This is a genomic window from Streptacidiphilus cavernicola (assembly GCF_042510955.1).
GTDB classification, from domain to species: domain Bacteria; phylum Actinomycetota; class Actinomycetes; order Streptomycetales; family Streptomycetaceae; genus Streptacidiphilus; species Streptacidiphilus cavernicola.
In genome coordinates this window covers 66,163-83,265 of record NZ_JBHFAB010000003.1, presented here as the reverse complement: position 1 = coordinate 83,265, position 17,103 = coordinate 66,163, and the positions used below count along the sequence as shown (strand labels likewise).

At 73.7% G+C, this 17,103-nt stretch carries 11 protein-coding genes, 5 tRNA genes and 1 pseudogene; 6 read left to right on the top strand and 11 right to left on the bottom strand.

Annotation, left to right across the window (positions count from 1 at the left end; genetic code table 11):
• Window positions 1–123 precede the first annotated feature (123 nt).
• The 5 genes from ACEZDE_RS04720 (at window position 124) to ACEZDE_RS04700 (ending at window position 623) form a co-directional block, all read left to right on the top strand.
• Window positions 124–195 (top strand) — tRNA-Gly (locus tag ACEZDE_RS04720).
• A 30-nt stretch (window positions 196–225) separates the two neighbouring features.
• Window positions 226–296, top strand: a tRNA-Cys gene (locus ACEZDE_RS04715).
• 46 nt (window positions 297–342) lie between these two features.
• Window positions 343–414, top strand: a tRNA-Val gene (locus ACEZDE_RS04710).
• Between the two features lie 38 nt (window positions 415–452).
• Window positions 453–524: transfer RNA gene (locus ACEZDE_RS04705), tRNA-Val, on the top strand.
• Between the two features lie 27 nt (window positions 525–551).
• Window positions 552–623 (top strand) — tRNA-Val (locus tag ACEZDE_RS04700).
• A 162-nt stretch (window positions 624–785) separates the two neighbouring features.
• Here ACEZDE_RS04700 and ACEZDE_RS04695 read toward each other — a convergent pair.
• Entirely contained in the window at window positions 786–971 is a 186-nt protein-coding gene (locus ACEZDE_RS04695) for a hypothetical protein (protein ID WP_380532587.1), read from the bottom strand.
• Between the two features lie 372 nt (window positions 972–1,343).
• On the opposite strand from ACEZDE_RS04695, the pseudogene ACEZDE_RS04690 reads away from it, so the two are divergent.
• Window positions 1,344–2,600 (top strand): annotated as a pseudogene (locus ACEZDE_RS04690) (protein kinase domain-containing protein); the annotation flags it as partial.
• 810 nt (window positions 2,601–3,410) lie between these two features.
• Here ACEZDE_RS04690 and ACEZDE_RS04685 read toward each other — a convergent pair.
• The 10 genes from ACEZDE_RS04685 to ACEZDE_RS04640 form a co-directional block, all read right to left on the bottom strand.
• Window positions 3,411–4,226, bottom strand: a complete 816-nt coding sequence (locus ACEZDE_RS04685) for a TrmH family RNA methyltransferase (RefSeq protein ID WP_380532585.1) — start codon at window positions 4,224–4,226, stop codon at window positions 3,411–3,413.
• Between the two features lie 17 nt (window positions 4,227–4,243).
• The gene (cobA, locus tag ACEZDE_RS04680; RefSeq protein WP_380532583.1) at window positions 4,244–5,479 is read right to left on the bottom strand and encodes a uroporphyrinogen-III C-methyltransferase; all 1,236 of its coding nucleotides are present in this window, start codon (window positions 5,477–5,479) and stop codon (window positions 4,244–4,246) included.
• A gap of 152 nt (window positions 5,480–5,631) precedes the next feature.
• The gene (gene cobT, locus ACEZDE_RS04675) at window positions 5,632–9,399 is read right to left on the bottom strand and encodes a nicotinate-nucleotide--dimethylbenzimidazole phosphoribosyltransferase (RefSeq protein ID WP_380532580.1); all 3,768 of its coding nucleotides are present in this window, start codon (window positions 9,397–9,399) and stop codon (window positions 5,632–5,634) included.
• A 368-nt stretch (window positions 9,400–9,767) separates the two neighbouring features.
• Window positions 9,768–10,964: a precorrin-6y C5,15-methyltransferase (decarboxylating) subunit CbiE gene (gene cbiE, locus ACEZDE_RS04670; RefSeq protein ID WP_380532577.1), complete on the bottom strand. Its 1,197-nt coding sequence runs from the start codon at window positions 10,962–10,964 to the stop codon at window positions 9,768–9,770.
• 82 nt (window positions 10,965–11,046) lie between these two features.
• On the bottom strand, window positions 11,047–11,637 hold the full coding sequence (locus ACEZDE_RS04665) for a GNAT family N-acetyltransferase (protein WP_380532575.1): 591 nt from the start codon (window positions 11,635–11,637) through the stop codon (window positions 11,047–11,049).
• A gap of 208 nt (window positions 11,638–11,845) precedes the next feature.
• Window positions 11,846–12,349, bottom strand: coding sequence for a GNAT family N-acetyltransferase (locus ACEZDE_RS04660; protein WP_380532572.1), 504 nt, complete (start codon window positions 12,347–12,349; stop codon window positions 11,846–11,848).
• A 139-nt stretch (window positions 12,350–12,488) separates the two neighbouring features.
• Entirely contained in the window at window positions 12,489–13,094 is a 606-nt protein-coding gene (locus tag ACEZDE_RS04655) for an RNA polymerase sigma factor (RefSeq protein ID WP_380532570.1), read from the bottom strand.
• Between the two features lie 214 nt (window positions 13,095–13,308).
• Complete coding sequence (gene argH, locus ACEZDE_RS04650; protein ID WP_380532568.1) at window positions 13,309–14,745, bottom strand: argininosuccinate lyase; 1,437 nt, start codon at window positions 14,743–14,745, stop codon at window positions 13,309–13,311.
• Between the two features lie 6 nt (window positions 14,746–14,751).
• Window positions 14,752–15,948, bottom strand: a complete 1,197-nt coding sequence (locus ACEZDE_RS04645) for an argininosuccinate synthase (RefSeq protein ID WP_380532565.1) — start codon at window positions 15,946–15,948, stop codon at window positions 14,752–14,754.
• A 131-nt stretch (window positions 15,949–16,079) separates the two neighbouring features.
• Window positions 16,080–17,024: a hypothetical protein gene (locus tag ACEZDE_RS04640; RefSeq protein ID WP_380532563.1), complete on the bottom strand. Its 945-nt coding sequence runs from the start codon at window positions 17,022–17,024 to the stop codon at window positions 16,080–16,082.
• Window positions 17,025–17,103 lie beyond the last annotated feature (79 nt).

Sequence of the window (17,103 nt, the reverse complement as noted above, 5' to 3'; positions counted from 1 at the left end):
TTGTGCGGACCGGGATCGCAGGTCATTGCACAGGTGACGGCGGCGCCTCCGCGGGGAACGGAATTTGAGCTGGGCCCGGAATCCGCTAAAGTTCAACACGTCGCCGGGAAAACCGGTGATCACGCGGATGTGGCTCAGTGGTAGAGCATCACCTTGCCAAGGTGAGGGTCGCGGGTTCGAATCCCGTCATCCGCTCGGATGGGAGTCGCGGGTGGACTCCCACTCGGTGGAGTGGCCGAGAGGCGAGGCAACGGCCTGCAAAGCCGTGTACACGGGTTCAAATCCCGTCTCCACCTCAACAAGGTTCCGTGGTTCCGTGTGGTCCGCCGCACGGGGCAACCCGCGCGATTAGCTCAGCGGGAGAGCGCTTCCCTGACACGGAAGAGGTCACTGGTTCAATCCCAGTATCGCGCACCGCCTCTTCGGAGGTCCGCACCACCCGGATGTGTCCCGCGCGATTAGCTCAGCGGGAGAGCGCTTCCCTGACACGGAAGAGGTCACTGGTTCAATCCCAGTATCGCGCACGCAGTTGCCGCAACCGCCTTACCCCCGCGCGATTAGCTCAGCGGGAGAGCGCTTCCCTGACACGGAAGAGGTCACTGGTTCAATCCCAGTATCGCGCACAGCAGTCGAGGGCCCGTCCGGAGCATCGGACGGGCCCTCTTCGTCGTTCGCCGACACCGTCGGCTTCATGCGTCGGCGGTGCCGCTGCCGCGAGCGGCGCGTCCGGGCTGCCCTCACCGACAGTCCGGACGCGACGCCCAGCAAAGGGGGGTGACGCCGGGTCAGCGTCCCATCAGGTGCACGACCGAGCTGGCCTGCACCGCGAACTGCGACCAGCCGCCGAAGGCGAACGCCAGCAGGGCCGCGACGGGGAGCGCGATGGCCAGGGCCACCAGCGGGTTCCTGGTCTCGCCGGAGCGGACGGACGGGCGACGGCGTCGTACGGGTCCTCCCGTGTACACGGACATGGCCTGGAATCCCACTCTCGTCATGGTTCGTCGTCCGGTCTCGGCGCCGGGAGCGGTGGGCGGGGTACCTCGGGGGACGAGCTGCCCGCCCACCACCGGTACAAAACTACGGTCCGCACCCCCGTCCGGGCGTCATGCCCCGGGACCGTCCGTACGGCATCCCGGAGGAGGACCGTGGTACCTGCGACGTACTACCGAAGGCGGAGGGAGGGGGCGGGGGGGTATCAGGGTCAGCCCCTGAGACGGCAAGTCAGACAATCCCACGGACCTCCCAGGCGTTGCGTATCAGCACACCGCCCACAGCAGTCCGTAAGCTGTCGGCTGGCAAGCAGATCACGCCCCGGCACGGGGACCTGACGGCGGGACGGAAATGTGGCGATGATGCGGCTCCGGCGGGAGGACCCGCGCGTCGTCGGCCCGTATCGCCTGCACCGGCGGCTCGGCACCGGCGGCATGGGCGTGGTCTACCTCGGCTCGGACCGCAAGGGCCAGAAGGTCGCGCTGAAGCTGATCCGCTCGGAGCTGGCCGAGGACCAGGAGTTCCGCACCCGCTTCGCCCGCGAGGTCTCGGCGGCGGCGCGGATCAGGGGCGGCTGCATCGCCCGGCTGGTGGACTCCGACATCGCCGCGGAGCGGCCCTGGCTGGCCACCGCCTACGTCCCCGGGCCCTCGCTCTACAAGCGGGTCGGCGACGAGGGGCCGCTGCCGTGGCCCGAGGTGACCGCGATCGGCGCGGCGCTGGCCGACGGCCTGGTGCAGGTGCACGAGGCCGGGGTGGTGCACCGCGACCTCAAGCCGTCCAACATCCTGCTGTCCCCCAAGGGACCGCGCATCATCGACTTCGGCATCGCCTGGTCCACCGGGGCCAGCACGCTGACCCACGTCGGCACGGCGGTCGGCTCGCCCGGCTTCCTGGCCCCCGAGCAGGTCCGCGGCATCGCGGTGACCAGCGCGACGGACGTGTTCGCGCTGGGCACGACGCTGGCCTACGCGGCGACCGGGGACTCGCCGTTCGGCTCCGGCACCTCCGAGGTGATGCTCTACCGGGTGGTGCACGAGGAGCCGGACCTCAGCGGGGTGCCGGGGGCGCTGGTCCAGGTGATCCGGGCCTGTCTGGCCAAGGAGGCGGCCGACCGGCCGACCACGGTCCAACTGCACGACCGGCTGCGGGAGCTGACGGCCCGTGGCACGGCGATCGGACTGAGCCAGCTGCCACGGCCGCAGGCGCCGACGGGGTCCGGGGTGCGGGCCGGTGCGGGGCAGCAGGCCGGGACCGGTCGGCCTGCGCGGCCTGGGGAACGGACCGGGGGCCGCCCTGGCGAGCGCAGCGGTGAGCGGGCGGGCGAGCAGCGGGCCGGGAGCCGTCCTGGCGAGCGGAGCGGCGAGCGGGCGGGCGAGCGGACCGGGAGCCGTCCCGGCGGGCGGCTCGGGGACCGTGCCGGAGAGCGGCAGCACGGCTCGCAGGGCGGGCGGGCCGGGGTCGACGGGCGACCGCCGCTGCGTCCGGGCGGGCGGCGGCCGATGCCGCCGACCATGCGGCAGCCGCAGCCCGACACTCCCCCGCCGACCGCCAAGCAGCCCCGGCCGCCGCAGGGCCAGCGCACCCCGCCGCCGGGTGCCCGCCCGGCGCCGCGGCCAGGTGGACGGCCGTCCCGGCGGCTGCTGCGCCAGCGGCTGATCGTCTTCATCACCGTCACCGTGGCCGTGGCCCTGGCCATCGCCGCCGCCCAGGGCTGCGAGGACCGCGACTCCCGCGGCCTGGGCCGCACCCCGGGCGCAGTGGCCCCGGCCCCCGGCAACGCCACCGCGCCCGGCTCCGCCCCGGCGTCCGACTCCGCGCCGCCGTCCGGCAACGCCACCGTCCCGGCGGTCGACGGCGCTCCGGCGGCGGCGGCCGGGCAGGGGCTGATCGGGGTGCCCACGGCGGCCGGGGAGGTCAGCCCGGACTGGGCCGACCGCGGCTACACCGACCCGAGCGACGGCTCGACCGTGCTGCTCAGGTCCGGCCGCTCGACCGACGACGTCTCCGGGCCGGTCACCCTGACCACGGTGCTCCCGGCCCGCTACCGGGGCGCGGCGGCGGCGGTCGTGGTGCTGACCCGTCGGGACGGTTCGGTCCCCGAGGACCTGGTGGAGCTGTTCGGACTCTCGCCCACCCCGGGTGCAGAACCGGTTCTGCTGGCCTCGCACGCGTCCACCGGCGAGCCGCTGGCGACCGGCAGCTGGCAGATCGCGGACGGCGCGGTGCTCCGCGAGGAGCACACCGCGGCCTCCGGCAACCGCCCGGCCAGCACCACCCGCTATGTCCCGCTCGCCGACGGAACCATGAGCGAGACCTGGCCCGGCACCGGGACGGTGGCCGGGCAGCAGGGCTGACCCGGCGTCAACCCCGTTCCCCGGAAGCCCGGTGCGGGACCGGTGCTCCGAGACCGGGCCCGGTCAGTCCTCGGCCAGGCCGGCCAGGGCGTAGAAGGAGATGGCCGCGGCGGCGGCGATGTTGAGCGAGTCGATGCCGTGCGACATCGGGATCCGGACCCACTCGTCGGCGGCCCGCAGCGCCTCCGGCGAGAGCCCGTGGCCCTCGGAGCCGAGCATCACCGCGCTGTGCCGGAGCCGCTCGGGGGACACCTCGGCCAGCGGCACCGCGTCCTGGTGCGGGGTCAGCGCCAGGACGGCGAAGCCCGCGCTGCGGACCTTCTCCAGATCCTGCGGCCAGGACCCCAGCACCGCGTAGGGGACGCTGAACACCGCCCCCATCGAGACCTTGACGGCCCGTCGGTAGAGCGGGTCGGCGCAGTCCGGCGAGAGCAGCACCGCGTCCACCCCGAGCGCCGCGGCGCTACGGTAGACCGCGCCGAGGTTGGCGTGGTCGGTCAGCCCCTCCAGCACCGCGATCCGGCGGGCGCCAGCCAGCAGGCCGTCCACCTCCGGCAGCGGGCGGCGCTGCATCGAGGCGAGCGCGCCGCGGTGCACGTGGTAGCCGGTGACCTGCTCGGCCAGCTCCGGCGCCACCGCGTAGACCGGGGCCGGGACCTCGTCGATGACGTCGTGCATGACGTCGATCCACTTGGACGAGAGCAGCATCGAGCGCATCCGGTAGCCGGCCTGGCGGGCGCGCCGGATCACCTTCTCGCCCTCGGCGATGAACAGGCCCTCCGCGGGCTCGCGCCGTCGGCGCAGCTCCACGTCGGTCAGCGCGAGGTAGTCGCGCAGCCGCGGGTCCTCCGGGTCTTCGATCGTGATGAGCTCGGCCACGGGTCGATCCTGCCCTCTCAGTCCCGGTGTGCCAAGGCGGCGGTGTTGACCGCCACCACGTCGCCGACCACCACGACCGCCGGGGGGCGGATCCGCTCGGCCTCGACCACGGCGGCGACGGTCGCCAGGGTGGCGTCCACCCGGCGCTGGGCGGCGGTGGTGCCCTCCTGGACCACGGCGACCGGCGTCTCGGCGGCGCGTCCGCCCGCGATCAGGGCGGCGGCGATGGCGCCGATCCGCTCCACCGCCATCAGCAGGACCAGGGTGCCGCGCATCCTGGCGGCGGCGTCCCAGTCGACCAGGGAGCGCGGGTCCTCCGGGGCGACATGGCCGGAGACCACACTGAACTCATGGGTCACGCCGCGATGGGTGACCGGGATCCCGGCGGCGGCGGGCACGCTGATGGAGCTGGAGATGCCGGGGACGACGGTGACCGGGACGCCCGCCTCGGTGCAGGCGATCAGCTCCTCCATGCCGCGGCCGAAGACGTAGGGGTCGCCGCCCTTGAGCCGGACCACGAACTTCCCGGCCCTGGCGTGCTGGATCAACGCGTCGTTGATCGCCTCCTGGGCCATGAACCGGCCGTAGGGGATCTTGGACGCGTCGATCACCTCGACCTGCGGCGGCAGTTGGTCCAGCAGTTCGCGCGGGGCCAGCCGGTCGGCGATCACCACGTCCGCCTCGGCCAGCAGACGGCGACCGCGGACGGTGATCAGGTCCGGGTCGCCGGGGCCGCCGCCGACCAGGGCGACGCCGGGGGTCCGGCCGCGGTGGTGGGCCGCGGCGAGGCTGCCGTCGCGCAGGCCGTTGACCACGGCGTCGCGCAGCGCGGCGGAGCGGCGCGGGTCGCCGGAGAGGACCGCGACGGTGGTGCCGTCCTGGCGGCCGGTGGCCGGGGTCCAGGCGGTGGCGGCGGAGGCGTCGTCGCTGCGGGCGCAGAAGACGCGGTGCGTCTCGGCCTCGGCGGAGGCGGCGGCGTTGGTCGCCGGGTCGTCGGTGGCGACCAGGACGTACCAGGCGTCGGCGAGGTCGCCCGCGGTGTAGCGGCGGCGGTGCCAGGTCAGTTCAGCGGCGTCGGCCATCGCCTGCACGGCGGGGGTGGTGTCCGGGGCTATCAGGTGGACGTCGGCGCCGGCGGCCAGGAGAGCGGGGAGGCGGCGTTGGGCGACGGTTCCGCCGCCGAGGACGACGACGCGGCGGTGCTCCAGGCGGAGGCCCACCGGGTACGGCGGGGGGGCGTCGTCGGCAGGCATGCGGTGGCTCCTGGGGGGCGTCGGTGTGCGGGTTGGGGGTGGTTGCCGTTCGCGCGGTTCCCCGCGCCCCTGAGGGGGTGCAGCCTGCGGTCAGCTGCACCTTCTGGGGGCGCGGGGAACTGCGCGAACGCGAGCCACGGCGGCGCCGGGCGTCAGTGCTTCTCGGTGACCCCGGCTGAGTCGAACGTAGCAACGTCGTGCATCGCCCGCGCAGCGGACTGGACCAGGGGGAGGGCCAGCAGCGCGCCCGTCCCCTCGCCGAGCCGCAGGTCGAGGTCGATCAGCGGACGCAGTCCGAGCTTGGCGAGGGCCGCCTTGTGCCCCGGCTCGGCCGACCTGTGCCCGGCCACGCACGCGGCCAGCACCTCGGGGGCGATCGCCTTGGCGACCAGCGCGGCGGAGCCGGCGATCACCCCGTCCAGGATCACCGGGGTGCGCAGGCTGGCCGCGCCCAGCAGGAAGCCGGCCAGGGCCGCGTGCTCCAGGCCGCCGACCGCGGCCAGGACGCCGATCGGGTCGGCCGGGTCCGGCCGGTGCAGGTCGAGCGCGGTGCGGACCACGGAGACCTTGCGGGCGTGGGTCTCGTCGTCGATGCCGGTGCCGCGGCCGGTCACCACGGACGGGTCCTCGCCGGTGAAGACGCAGATCAGCGCGGCGGCGGCGGTGGTGTTGGCGATCCCCATGTCACCGGTGATCAGCGCCTTGTTGCCGGCCGCGACCAGGTCGCGGGCGGTCTCGATGCCGACCTCGACCGCGCGCAGCGCCTCCTCGCGGGTCATCGCCGGCTCGACGGTCATGTCGGCGGTGCCGGGGCGCACCTTGCGCGGCAGCAGGCCGGTGGTACGGCCGGACTCGACGGCCGGGGGCAGCTCGGAGGCCACGCCCACGTCCACCACGCAGACCTCGGCGCCGACCTGGGCGGCGAAGGCGTTGACCACCGCGCCGCCGGAGAGGAAGTTCGCCACCATCTGCGCGGTGACCTCCTGCGGCCAGTGGGTGACGCCCTGCGCGTGCACGCCGTGGTCACCCGCGAAGACCGCCACGCAGGCGGGCTCGGGGATCGGCGGCGGGCACTTCCGGGAGAGGCCGCAGAGCTGCGCGGAGATTATCTCCAGCATGCCGAGCGAGCCGGCCGGCTTGGTCATCCGCTTCTGCCGGTCCCAGGCCTCGCCGAGCGCCTTGGCGTCCAGCGGCCTGATCCCGCGCAGGGTCTCCTGGAGCACGCTGTGCGGCTCCTCGCCGGGGAGCGCGCGGCGGCCGTAGGTCTCCTCGTGCACCACCCAGGACAGCGGGCGCTTCTTGGCCCAGCCGGCCTGCGCCAGCTCGGGTTCGACCGGGAACTCGTTGACGTAGCCGACGCAGAGGTAGGCGACCACGTCCAGGTGCTCGGGCAGGCCCAGTTCGCGGACCATCTCCTGCTCGTCGAAGAAGCTGACCCAGCCGATGCCGAGGCCCTCGGCGCGGGCCGCGAGCCAGAGGTTCTCCACCGCGAGGGCGGCCGAGTACGGGGCCATCTGCGGCTGGGTGTGCCGGCCCAGGGTGTGCCGGCCGCCGCGGGTGCGGTCGGCGGTGACCACGATGTTGACCGGGGTCTCGACGATGGCCTCGATCTTCAGTTCCTTGAACTGCTTGGCCCGGCCCTTGGGAAGTGACGCCGCGTAGGCCTCGCGCTGACGCTCCGCCAGCTCGTGCATCCGGGCCCGGGTCTTCGCGGAGCGGATCACCACGAAGTCCCAGGGCTGGGAGTAGCCGACGCTGGGCGCGGTGTGCGCCGCCTCCAGCACCCGGATCAGCACCTCGTGCGGGATCGGGTCGGGACGGAAGCCGTTGCGGATGTCCCGGCGCTCGCGCATCACCCGGTGGACGGCGTCCCGCATGTCGTCGTCGTAGCCGGGGGCGGGGGGGTCCGCTGCGGCGGGGTTTTCTGCTACGTCGGGGTGGTCCGCTGCGGCGGACGGCTCGACGGGGGCGGAGGGCTCCGCCGGGGCCGGGGCAGCGAGTTCTATGGCGGCGGACTGCGTGGAGGGCTGCACGAGGGGCTCCATCACGGGCTGAGGTACCGGAAACTCGGCGGGTTCGGCTTCCGGCTCGACAGGGGGACGGTCCTCGGCCTGCGGCGCGGGGGCCTGCGCGGGGGCCTGCGCGGCCACGGCGACGGCGTCGGCCTCGGCGGCCAGGGGCGACGGATCCGCGTCGGCGACGGGCCCGGGGGCCTGGGTGGCGGCGTCCGGATCGGTGGCGTCCTGTGCGGTGGTCGGCTCTGCGGGGGCCTGCACGGTGGCGTCCTGCGTGGTCGGGGCCGTCGCAGCGGTGACCAGGGCGGATTCCGGTGCGTCGGGGGCGTCGACTGCGGCGGTCTCGGGAGACGTGGTGTCGAGAACGTCAGGGGTTTCGGTCGGGTGGGCGGTGGCCTGGGGGTCCAGGGCCAACTCGCCGGTGCCGAGGGAGGTGTGGTCCGGCTCGAAGCCGGGCGACTCGGGGGCGGCACTGGCCGGTGCCGTGGCGACCGGGTCCGCCGGAGCCGCTGCGGGCTCCTCCGGGAGGATCAGGTGACGGGACATCGGAGCTGCCATGAAGGCAGAGATCCGGCTGGTCCCACCGGAGTGGGCACCGCTCCCCTGGGCCGGGATGGCCGGTTCGGGCTGCTGCGGCGCGACCGGCGTCGCTTCGGCCACCGGCTCGGCGGCCTGTTCCACCGGCACCTCGGCGGCCTGTTCCAGCGGCAGCGCGGCGGGCAGCGCGCCGACCGCCTGCTCCACGACCGGTTCCGGCTCAGCCGTGCTCCCGGCCTCGGGCGCCACCGTCTCCGTCTCGGGCAGGGCCACGGCTTCGGCCACCGCCTGCGCAGGAGCGGCCTCGGCAGGAGCGGCCGTCTCCGTGACCGCGGGGGTCGCGGGCTCCGCGGCGTTCGCGCCGAGGGTGCTCTCCGGGGAGGGCATCTGCGGCGGGACGGTCGGGGCGACCAGCGCCGCGGGCGGCCCGGGCTCCGCCGCCTGCGCGGTCTCGACCGCCGTGCGCAGCGCCGAACCGCGGTCGTCCGGCTGGTCCAGGTACTCCGGGCCCGGGTGCTGGCCGGTGGGGGTCGAGGGCACGCCGTACGGCGGCGTCGGCGGGGCCGGGACGGTGAACGGCGAGTCGCCGCGGCCGGACGGGCCGCGGTCGGCCAGCGAGCGCACCGGAACCTGGCCGGTCATCAGGGACGGGTCGGGGATGGGCGGTCCGGCGTGCAGCGGGCGCCGCGGTGCGGCTGCCGACTGCTCGGCGGCGACCGGCTGGGCCGCGGCGGGCTGCTGCGCCGCAGCCCCGGCCGCCGGCTCCGCCGGGGCGGGCGCCGCGGGCGGGGTGAGCGTCGGCCAGGACGGCGGGACCGGCTCGCCCACGGGCTCGGCCGGAGCCGACCCGGAGTCGGAACCGAACTCGGCAGACGCGAAGCCGGCCGGCCCCGAGCCGACTGCCGCGGAGTCCTCGGCCCGCTGCTGCTCCGGCAGGACCGGCGCGGCCGACTGCGCCGCTTCGCGCTGGACCGGCTCGCTCCAGGAGCCGGTCGGACCGGGCATCAGCAGTTCGTCCTCGTCCTCCTCGTCGGGCAGGTCGAGGAAGGTGTAGGCGGGCCGGGCCGGGCCGGGCGCCGGCGTCTCCGCCGGGTAGCCGCCCTGCTCGTACCCCGGGGCCTCGAAGGCCCCGGTCTGGTAGGTCGACGTGCCGTAGGCCGGGCTCTCGTACCCGGAAGCCTGGTACCCGGGGGTCTCGAAGGCCGGGGCGTAGACCTGGCCGTGTCCCTGGGACGGGTCGGCACCGAAGGGGTCGCGGACGGGCTGCTCGCCGCCCGGGGGCGTCGCCCCGGGCGGGGTCGGCTCCACGGTCGTGGCGAGCGGCGGCTCGGTCAGCCCCCCCGTAGGGACGTGGCCGGTATCGCTCATGTCACTGGCTCCTTCCAGGGCCGCGCGGCGTCCTTGGCGGCGCGATCAAGGACCGCAGCACCCATCGTTCCGGTCCTCGCCTCGCTGTGACGGACCGGCAGGCACCGGTCTGCTCCCAACAACAACGACTGAACCGGGGCAACCGGCACGATCGACCCCGGACATACCGGCATTCTCCCGGTTCGTCCGGCCCGGATGCGAACCCGTACGCGCACTCCCGATGTGGCCTGCGCCACGTTCGACAGAGACGGCGTCCGGCTCGCGAGAACCAGGCGTCAGCCTACCGGCCGCCTGTGACAACCCGGGCGGCGGTCTCGAACAGCGGGCATCCGCCGGGCCCCCGACGGGGTCTCAGGCCGGCCGCTGGATCAGCGGTTGCCCCACAGCACGAACACCGGCGCGGCGGCCCGCAGCGTGTGTTCGACCAGCGGAGACGCGTGCAGCAGGGTGCCGTCCACGGTGTAGCGGACCTCGGCGAAGGCCCGGCGGACCTCCTCCACCTCCTGCAGCGTCCCGGGCAGGGCGACCACGCGTTCCGGCCGTCGGCCGAGGCAGTCGCGCAGGATCTCCGCGCCGCCGCGGACCAGCACCACGTCCGGCTCCGGCAGGTCGGCCAGCGCGGCCGGAGCCGTGCCGTGCACCACCTGCAGTTCCAGGCCGTGCCTGCGGGCCTCGGCGTCCAACCGGGAGCAGGCGTCCTCGTCCTGGTCGACCGCGATGACGGCGGCGCCGGCCCGGACCGCGTCCAGGGCGATGCTGCCGGTGCCCGCGGCGACGTCCCAGAGCAGGTCGCCGGGGCGCGGGCCGAGCCTGGCCAGGACCAGGGCCCTTACCGCGGCCGGGAGTTCGCTGTAGGAGCGGGCGCCGCCCGGCTGGCTCTCCAGGGCCCAGCCGCGGTCGTGGCCGGGGAAGTCGAGCGGGCGCCCGGCCATCCAGCCGGACGGCGGGACCGGCTCGCGCGGGCTGCCGCCGATCACCAGCACCACGTTGGGGTCGCGCCAGAGGTGGTCCGGGACCCGGTCCGAGGTGAGCACGGTGATGTTCTCGTCGGAGGTGCCCATCGCCTCGCAGACCACGAAGGTGCGCGGCACGTCCCGCATCATCAGCGCCAGCTCGGACGGCCCGGCGCCGGGCGCGGTCAGCACCGCGACCTTGGCGTGCGCCCGGCAGACGTTGACGGCCCGTCGGAGGCCGCGCCCGTGGGTGCTGACCACCTGGGCGTCGTCCCAGGGCATCCCGGCCCGGGCGAAGGCCGCGGCGACCGAGGAGACCGCCGGCAGCACCTCCAGCTCAAGACCGTGCTCGGGCCGGCGCAGGGTCCGCACCACGCCGAAGAAGCCCGGATCGCCCTCGGCGACCACCACCGCGGCGCCGCGGTGGTCGGCGACCCGCCGGGCGACCAGCTCGACGCTGCCGAGGGCCATCCGGTCGGCCCCTGCGGGGATTCTCAGGTTCTGCAACTGGTACGTCCCGCCCGCGACGAGTGTCGCCGCGTCCAGCGCGGCCTGTGCCGTCTGCGAGAGCGGCGAACCGTCCCAGCCGATCACCGTGACCCGGTCAGCCATCGAGGCTGCTCCCCCTCTTCGTGGTTCGTCACGCCGCTCGATGAATTGGAGCGTCTACGCCGGGCGAGCGTATCGGGTCCGGTCACCAGTTCGGAGCGAGGCCGTCCAGATCCTCCGGCAGCAGGCTCCACAGGATCAGGTCGCTGCGGCCCTGACCGGCCGCGTCCCCGTCCCTGACGATCCAGGCGCTGCGCAGCACGCCCTCGCTGATGCAGCCGATCTTCTGGGCCACCAGCTGGGCGGCGGTGTTCCCGGCCGCGGTGCGCAGCTCCAGGCGTTCGAACTTCTGGTCCTCGAACAGCCAGTGGGCGACCCCGAGCAGGGCCTCCGCGGCGTAGCCCTCGCCGCGGGCCCAAGGCCCGACCGCGACCGTCGCCTCGGTGGCGCGCAGCCGCCAGTCGGTCCGGCGCAGCCGGACGCAGCCGACCAGGCGCTGGGTCAGGAACTCGTGGACGGCGAGCACGATGCCCCGGCCCTGGGCCCGCTCGGCGGGGGCGCCGAGGGCGATCCAGCCGCGGGCGTCCTCGGCGGAGTAGGACAGCGGCACGGTGGTCCAGGTGCGGACCAGTTCGTCGCTCATCAGATCGGTCAGCGCGGGGACGTCCTCCGGTTCGAACGCTCGTAGCACCAGCCGATCGGTGCTGATCGAGATCTCGGGAAAGGTGGACGTCATCAACGGGCTCCTGCCTGTCGCCGCTCCTCGGCGGGGCTGATGGAACGATCATGCTCCAGGAAGGGCGCTGCCGTCACCCCTCCGATTCGCTGCGCCACACCGTGCCCGAACCGGGGGCGGTATGGGAAATCACCCGGACAGACCGGTCGCCCCCGCCCTGCCGTCCGGGGGCGGCGGGGCGGGGGCGACGGACGCGCACGCGGACGGTTCAGCCGGTCGCGGCCAGGTGCTGTTCCACCTGCTTCTCCAGGGCGATGAAGCTGAGGCTGCCGGTGACCTGCTCCACGTCGGTCTGCCGGTAGCCGAGGCGCTGGTAGAGCCGCAGGTTGCCGATGCTGCGGTGCCCGCTGAACAGGCGGAACGAGCGCACCGACGCGTCGCCGGCGGCCAGCGTCTGCTCCATGCTGCGGACCAGCCGGGAGCCCAGTCCGTGCCGCTGCATCCGGGGGTGGACGCAGAGCCGGCCTATCCGGCCCACGCCGTCGCTGTCGACCCAGCCGCGGACGCTGCCCACGACCTCGTCGCCCAGGCGGGCGACCAGGACGTGGTGCTCCTTCAGCTCGGTGCGGAGGCTGTCGAGGGTCTGGGTGAGGGGGTCGATGGCCCAGTCACCGTAGAGTTCTGCTTCGCTCTGGTAGCAGAGGTACTGGAGCTTGAGAATCCGTTCTGCTTCGTCCTCGGTGGCGATCGAGGTGGTCACGCTCATGCCCATGCGCGCGTTCCTCCCTTTCTTGTGTACCCCGGCCGCGAGGATGAGGGGATGCGACCGGGTTGCCCTGACCGGAGGTGGGTCGGTGCCGACGGAGAGCCGTCGGGACCGGGCGTACGTTTAGGGCCCACTACCCATGCGCTCACCCTTCCCAATCCTCGAATTCTCGGCGCACCTCCCCGGGTCCGCCACCCGGCGCCCGGGGCGTGGTTGAACGACGGTCAAAATCCGGTTGAATTCCGGTCAAATCGCCGCTATGGCCGCGGCTGCCCCGTCGATCCGCGAGCAGCCGCCGGAGGCAGCCGAGGCAGCGGGAGCGGGTCGGGCCGATGCTGCCGCGCGGCATCGCCAGTTCCTCGGCCAACTCCCGGTAGCTGAACGGCGGCGACTCCAGCAGGGCGGTCATCAGCGCCGGGCAGCGGGACGGCAGCCGGGCCACCGCGCGGCGCAACTCCCGTGCCTGCTCGGCGGCGAGGGCGAGCGGCTCCGGCTCGGCCGGAACGCCGCCGGGCCCGGCCGCCCGGCGCGCCGCGGCGTACTCGGCCTCCTCTGCCAGGGCGAGGCGGAACTCCTGGAGGGTGAGCGCCCGCAGCCGGGACTCCGGCCGGGAGACCCGCGCCTCGGCCGCGGCCCGCAGCCAGACCCGCTGCTCCAGATCCTCCGGATCCAGGCCGTGGGCCCCGGCCAGGCCGCGGAGCAGGCCGAGGAAGGCGTGGCGCAGGGCGGGATCCGCGGCGGTGGGTGTCAAGGGCTCTCCCGGGGGGCGGGTGGCGAACGGTCCCTGCCGACGACGCCGAAACGCCCTGCCCCGGATCCGCACCGGCCACGGCTCCACCCGCACGGGTGACACCGTCCGGGCCCCGGTGATCTTTGTCACTGCATCCTGGTGGATCTAGGTCACTGCTCGCAGCAGGGGCCGGGATCGACGTTCCGATCCCGGCCCCTGCTGGTCTGACTGCCGGTCAGCGCGCGGCTTCGACCCACTGCTGCTGGACCGCGAGGTCCGCCTTGACCTCGGCGAGCTGCACCGCGACCGCGGAGGGCGCGGTGCCGCCCCGGCCGTCCCGGGAGGCGATCGCGCCGTGCACGGTGAGCACCTCGCGCACCCCGGGCGTCAGCGCCGGTGAGATCTCCGCGAACTGGGCGTCCGTCAGGTCGGACAGCTCAAGGCCGCGCGGCTCGCAGAACTTCACGCAGGCGCCGGCCACCTCGTGCGCCACCCGGAACGGGGTGCCCTGCTTGACCAGCCATTCGGCGATGTCCGTGGCCAGCGAGAAGCCGGCCGGGGCCAGCTCCTCCAGCCGCTCGTCGTGCACGGTCAGCGTGGCCATCATCCCGGTGAAGGCGGGCAGCAGCACCTCCAGGGTGTCGCAGGAGTCGAAGACCGGCTCCTTGTCCTCCTGCAGATCCCGGTTGTAGGCGAGCGGCAGCGCCTTGAGGGTGGCCAGCAGCCCGGTCAGATTGCCGATCAGGCGCCCCGACTTGCCCCGGGCCAGCTCGGCGATGTCCGGGTTCTTCTTCTGCGGCATGATCGAGGAGCCGGTGGAGAAGGCGTCGTGCAGGGTGATGAAGCCGAACTCACGGGTGTTCCAGATGATCACCTCCTCGGCGATCCGGGAGAGGTTGATCCCGATCATCGCGGTGACGAAGGCGAACTCGGCCACGTAGTCCCGGGACGCGGTGCCGTCGATCGAGTTGCCGGCCGAGCCGCCCTCGAAGCCCAGCTCGGCGGCGACGAACTCCGGGTCGAGCCCCAGCGAGGAGCCGGCCAGCGCGCCGGAGCCGTAGCCGGAGACGGCGGTGCGGACGTCCCACTGGCGCAGCCGCTCGGCGTCCCGGCCCAGCGCCTGGACGTGGGCCAGCACATGGTGCGCGAACAGCACCGGCTGGGCGTGCTGGAGGTGCGTCCGACCCGGCATGGCGGTGTCCGGGTGGCTCTCGGCGAGGCCGACCAGGGCCTGCTGGAGGTCCAGCACCAGGCCGCCGATGATCCGGGCGTGGTCCCGGAGGAACAGCCGGCCCAGGGTGGCGATCTGGTCGTTGCGGGAGCGGCCGGCCCGCAGCTTGCCGCCCAGCTCCGCGCCGAGGCGCTCCAGCAGGCCGCGCTCCAGCGCGGTGTGCACGTCCTCGTCGGCGACGGTGCCGGTGAAGGCGCCCGACTCGACGTCGGCGAGGAGCAGGTCCAGGCCGTCCAGCATCCGGGAGAGCTCGTCCGCGCTGAGGTGACCGGCCCGGTGCAGCACCTTGGCGTGGGCCCGGGATCCGGCGATGTCGTACGGGGCCAGCCGCCAGTCGAAGTGGACCGAGGCGGAGAGCGCCGCCAGTGCCTCCGACGGGCCGTCGGCGAAGCGGGCGCCCCAGAGCCGCAGGTTGTCGTTGTTCGTCTTGTTGCCGCTCATCGTCGATCAGCCCTGCAGGTCCCGCTTGGCGGCGATCTTGGAGGACATGCCGAAGATCTCGATGAAGCCCTTGGACAGCGACTGGTCGAAGGTGTCGCCGGTGTCGTAGGTGGCGAGGTTGAAGTCGTAGAGCGACTTCTGCGAGGCCCGGCCGTTCACGACCGCGCGCCCGCCGTGCATGGCCATCCGGATGTCGCCGGTGACGCTCTGGTTGGCCTCGTTGACGAAGCCGTCCAGGGCGCGCTTGAGCGGCGAGAACCACAGGCCGTCGTAGACCAGCTCGGCCCAGCGCTGCTCGACCTGCCGCTTGTAGCGGGCCAGCTCGCGCTCGACGGTGACGTTCTCCAGCGCCTGGTGCGCGGTGATCAGCGCGATCGCGCCGGGGGCCTCGTAGATCTCCCGGGACTTGATGCCGACCAGGCGGTCCTCGACCATGTCCAGCCGGCCGATGCCCTGGGCGCCGGCCCGCTTGTTCAGCTCCTCGATGGCCTGGAGCACGGTCACCTTGCGGCCGTCGATCGCGACCGGGACGCCGGCCTCGAAGGAGATGACGACCTCGTCGGCCTCGCGCGGGTCGGCCGGGTTCTGGGTGTACTCGTAGACGTCCTCGATCGGGGCGTTCCAGATGTCCTCGAGGAAGCCGGTCTCGACCGCGCGGCCGAAGACGTTCTGGTCGATCGAGTAGGGGTTCTTCTTGGTGGTGACGATGGGGAGGTTCTTGGCCTCGGCGAAGGCGATCGCCTTGTCCCGGGTCATCGCGTAGTCGCGGACCGGGGCGATGCACTTGAGGCCGGGGGCCAGGGAGTTGATCCCGACCTCGAACCGGACCTGGTCGTTGCCCTTGCCGGTGCAGCCGTGGGCGACCGTGGACGCGCCGTGCTTCTGCGCGGCGGCGACCAGGTGCTTGACGATGACCGGCCGCGAGAGCGCGGACACCAGCGGGTACTGGCCCTGGTAGAGGGCGTTGGCCTTGAGCGCGGGCAGGCAGTACTCGTCCGCGAACTCCTGGCGGGCGTCGGCGACCTCGGCCTCGACCGCGCCGCAGTCCAGCGCGCGCTGCCGGATGGCGTCCAGGTCCTCGCCGCCCTGGCCGACGTCCACCGCGACGGCGATGACCTCGGCGCCGGTCTCCTCGGCGATCCAACCGATGCACACGGACGTGTCCAGACCGCCCGAGTAGGCAAGTACGACGCGCTCAGCCATGTCTCTCTCCCTCAACACCAGTGCTCACGCGAGACGCGGGCAACCATGCAGCGACAGGCATAATTATGCACTACTCCGCATGGAATGCCAACCGGGCCGCGTCGGCGCGGGTCGGAGAGGTCAGCGGCGGCTCAGGGGGCCGGGAACTGGTTCGGCGGGACGCCGGTGGTGCTCGCGGTGCCGCCGACGACGCCGTAGAGGCTGATCGTGTAGGTGGTGTACTCGACGTACGACGAGGTGTACTTGGTGGTGAAGCTCAGCGACTTGTCGAACTTCTCGTAGTCGCAGCCGGTGGTGAAGCCCCGGTGCTTGGCGTCCCAGTCGGTGCCGGTCGCGAAGTAGACGGTGTAGCTGCCGTCGCGCACGCCCTTGACCGTGAACTTGCCGTTCTTGCGCAGGTAGACCGCGAACGACCGGGCCCCGTTGCGCTTCAGGGTGACCACCGCACTGCCACTGCTGCCGTTCTCGATGGTCAGCTTGCCGTTCCCGGTGCAGTCGGTGTTCCGCAGGTAGGTGCCGGTGGCCAGGGTGCGGTTCTGCTGCTTGGGGAACTTCGGCACGGTCAGCCCGGTGGCCCGGCCGGACGCGGCCAGCCTGCCGACGTCCGCGGCGAGCGCGGTGACGCTCGCCGTCCGGCCGACCTGCACCCCGGGCACCGCGGCCGCGCAGGCCTTGTCGCCCTCGCCGTCGGAGCCCGAGTTCAGGGCGTTGAGGTCGGTGGAGAGGGCCAGCAGGTCCTGGGACAGGGTCGAGTTGTCGTCGCTCTGCGCGTCCGACACCGCCAGTTCCTTGAGCTTCTCGGCCGCGCCGCTGGCCGCCGTCGAGGTGGCGGTCAGTGTGGACCAGCCGCCGCCCGCGGCGATCTTCGCGAGCGCGGCCGAGACCGGCTTGTCGATCGCGGCGAGCTGCGCGGCGTACTGGGCGTCCGTCAGATAGGTCGGCGGCGAGGTGCTCGGCTTGGGCAGGGTGGCCGCCACCGGGCCCGGGGACCCGCCACCGCCACCGCATGCCGCCAGCAGTGCCGTCACCGTGAGCGCCGCTGCTCCCCCGAGCAGTCCTCGGCTGTTGACCGCCATGGCTTCCCCCTCGCCTCGCGCTCGCGCCAGTATGGAAGAGGGCGCGCAGTGGCGTCAATCGGTCACCCAGCGTGCCGGG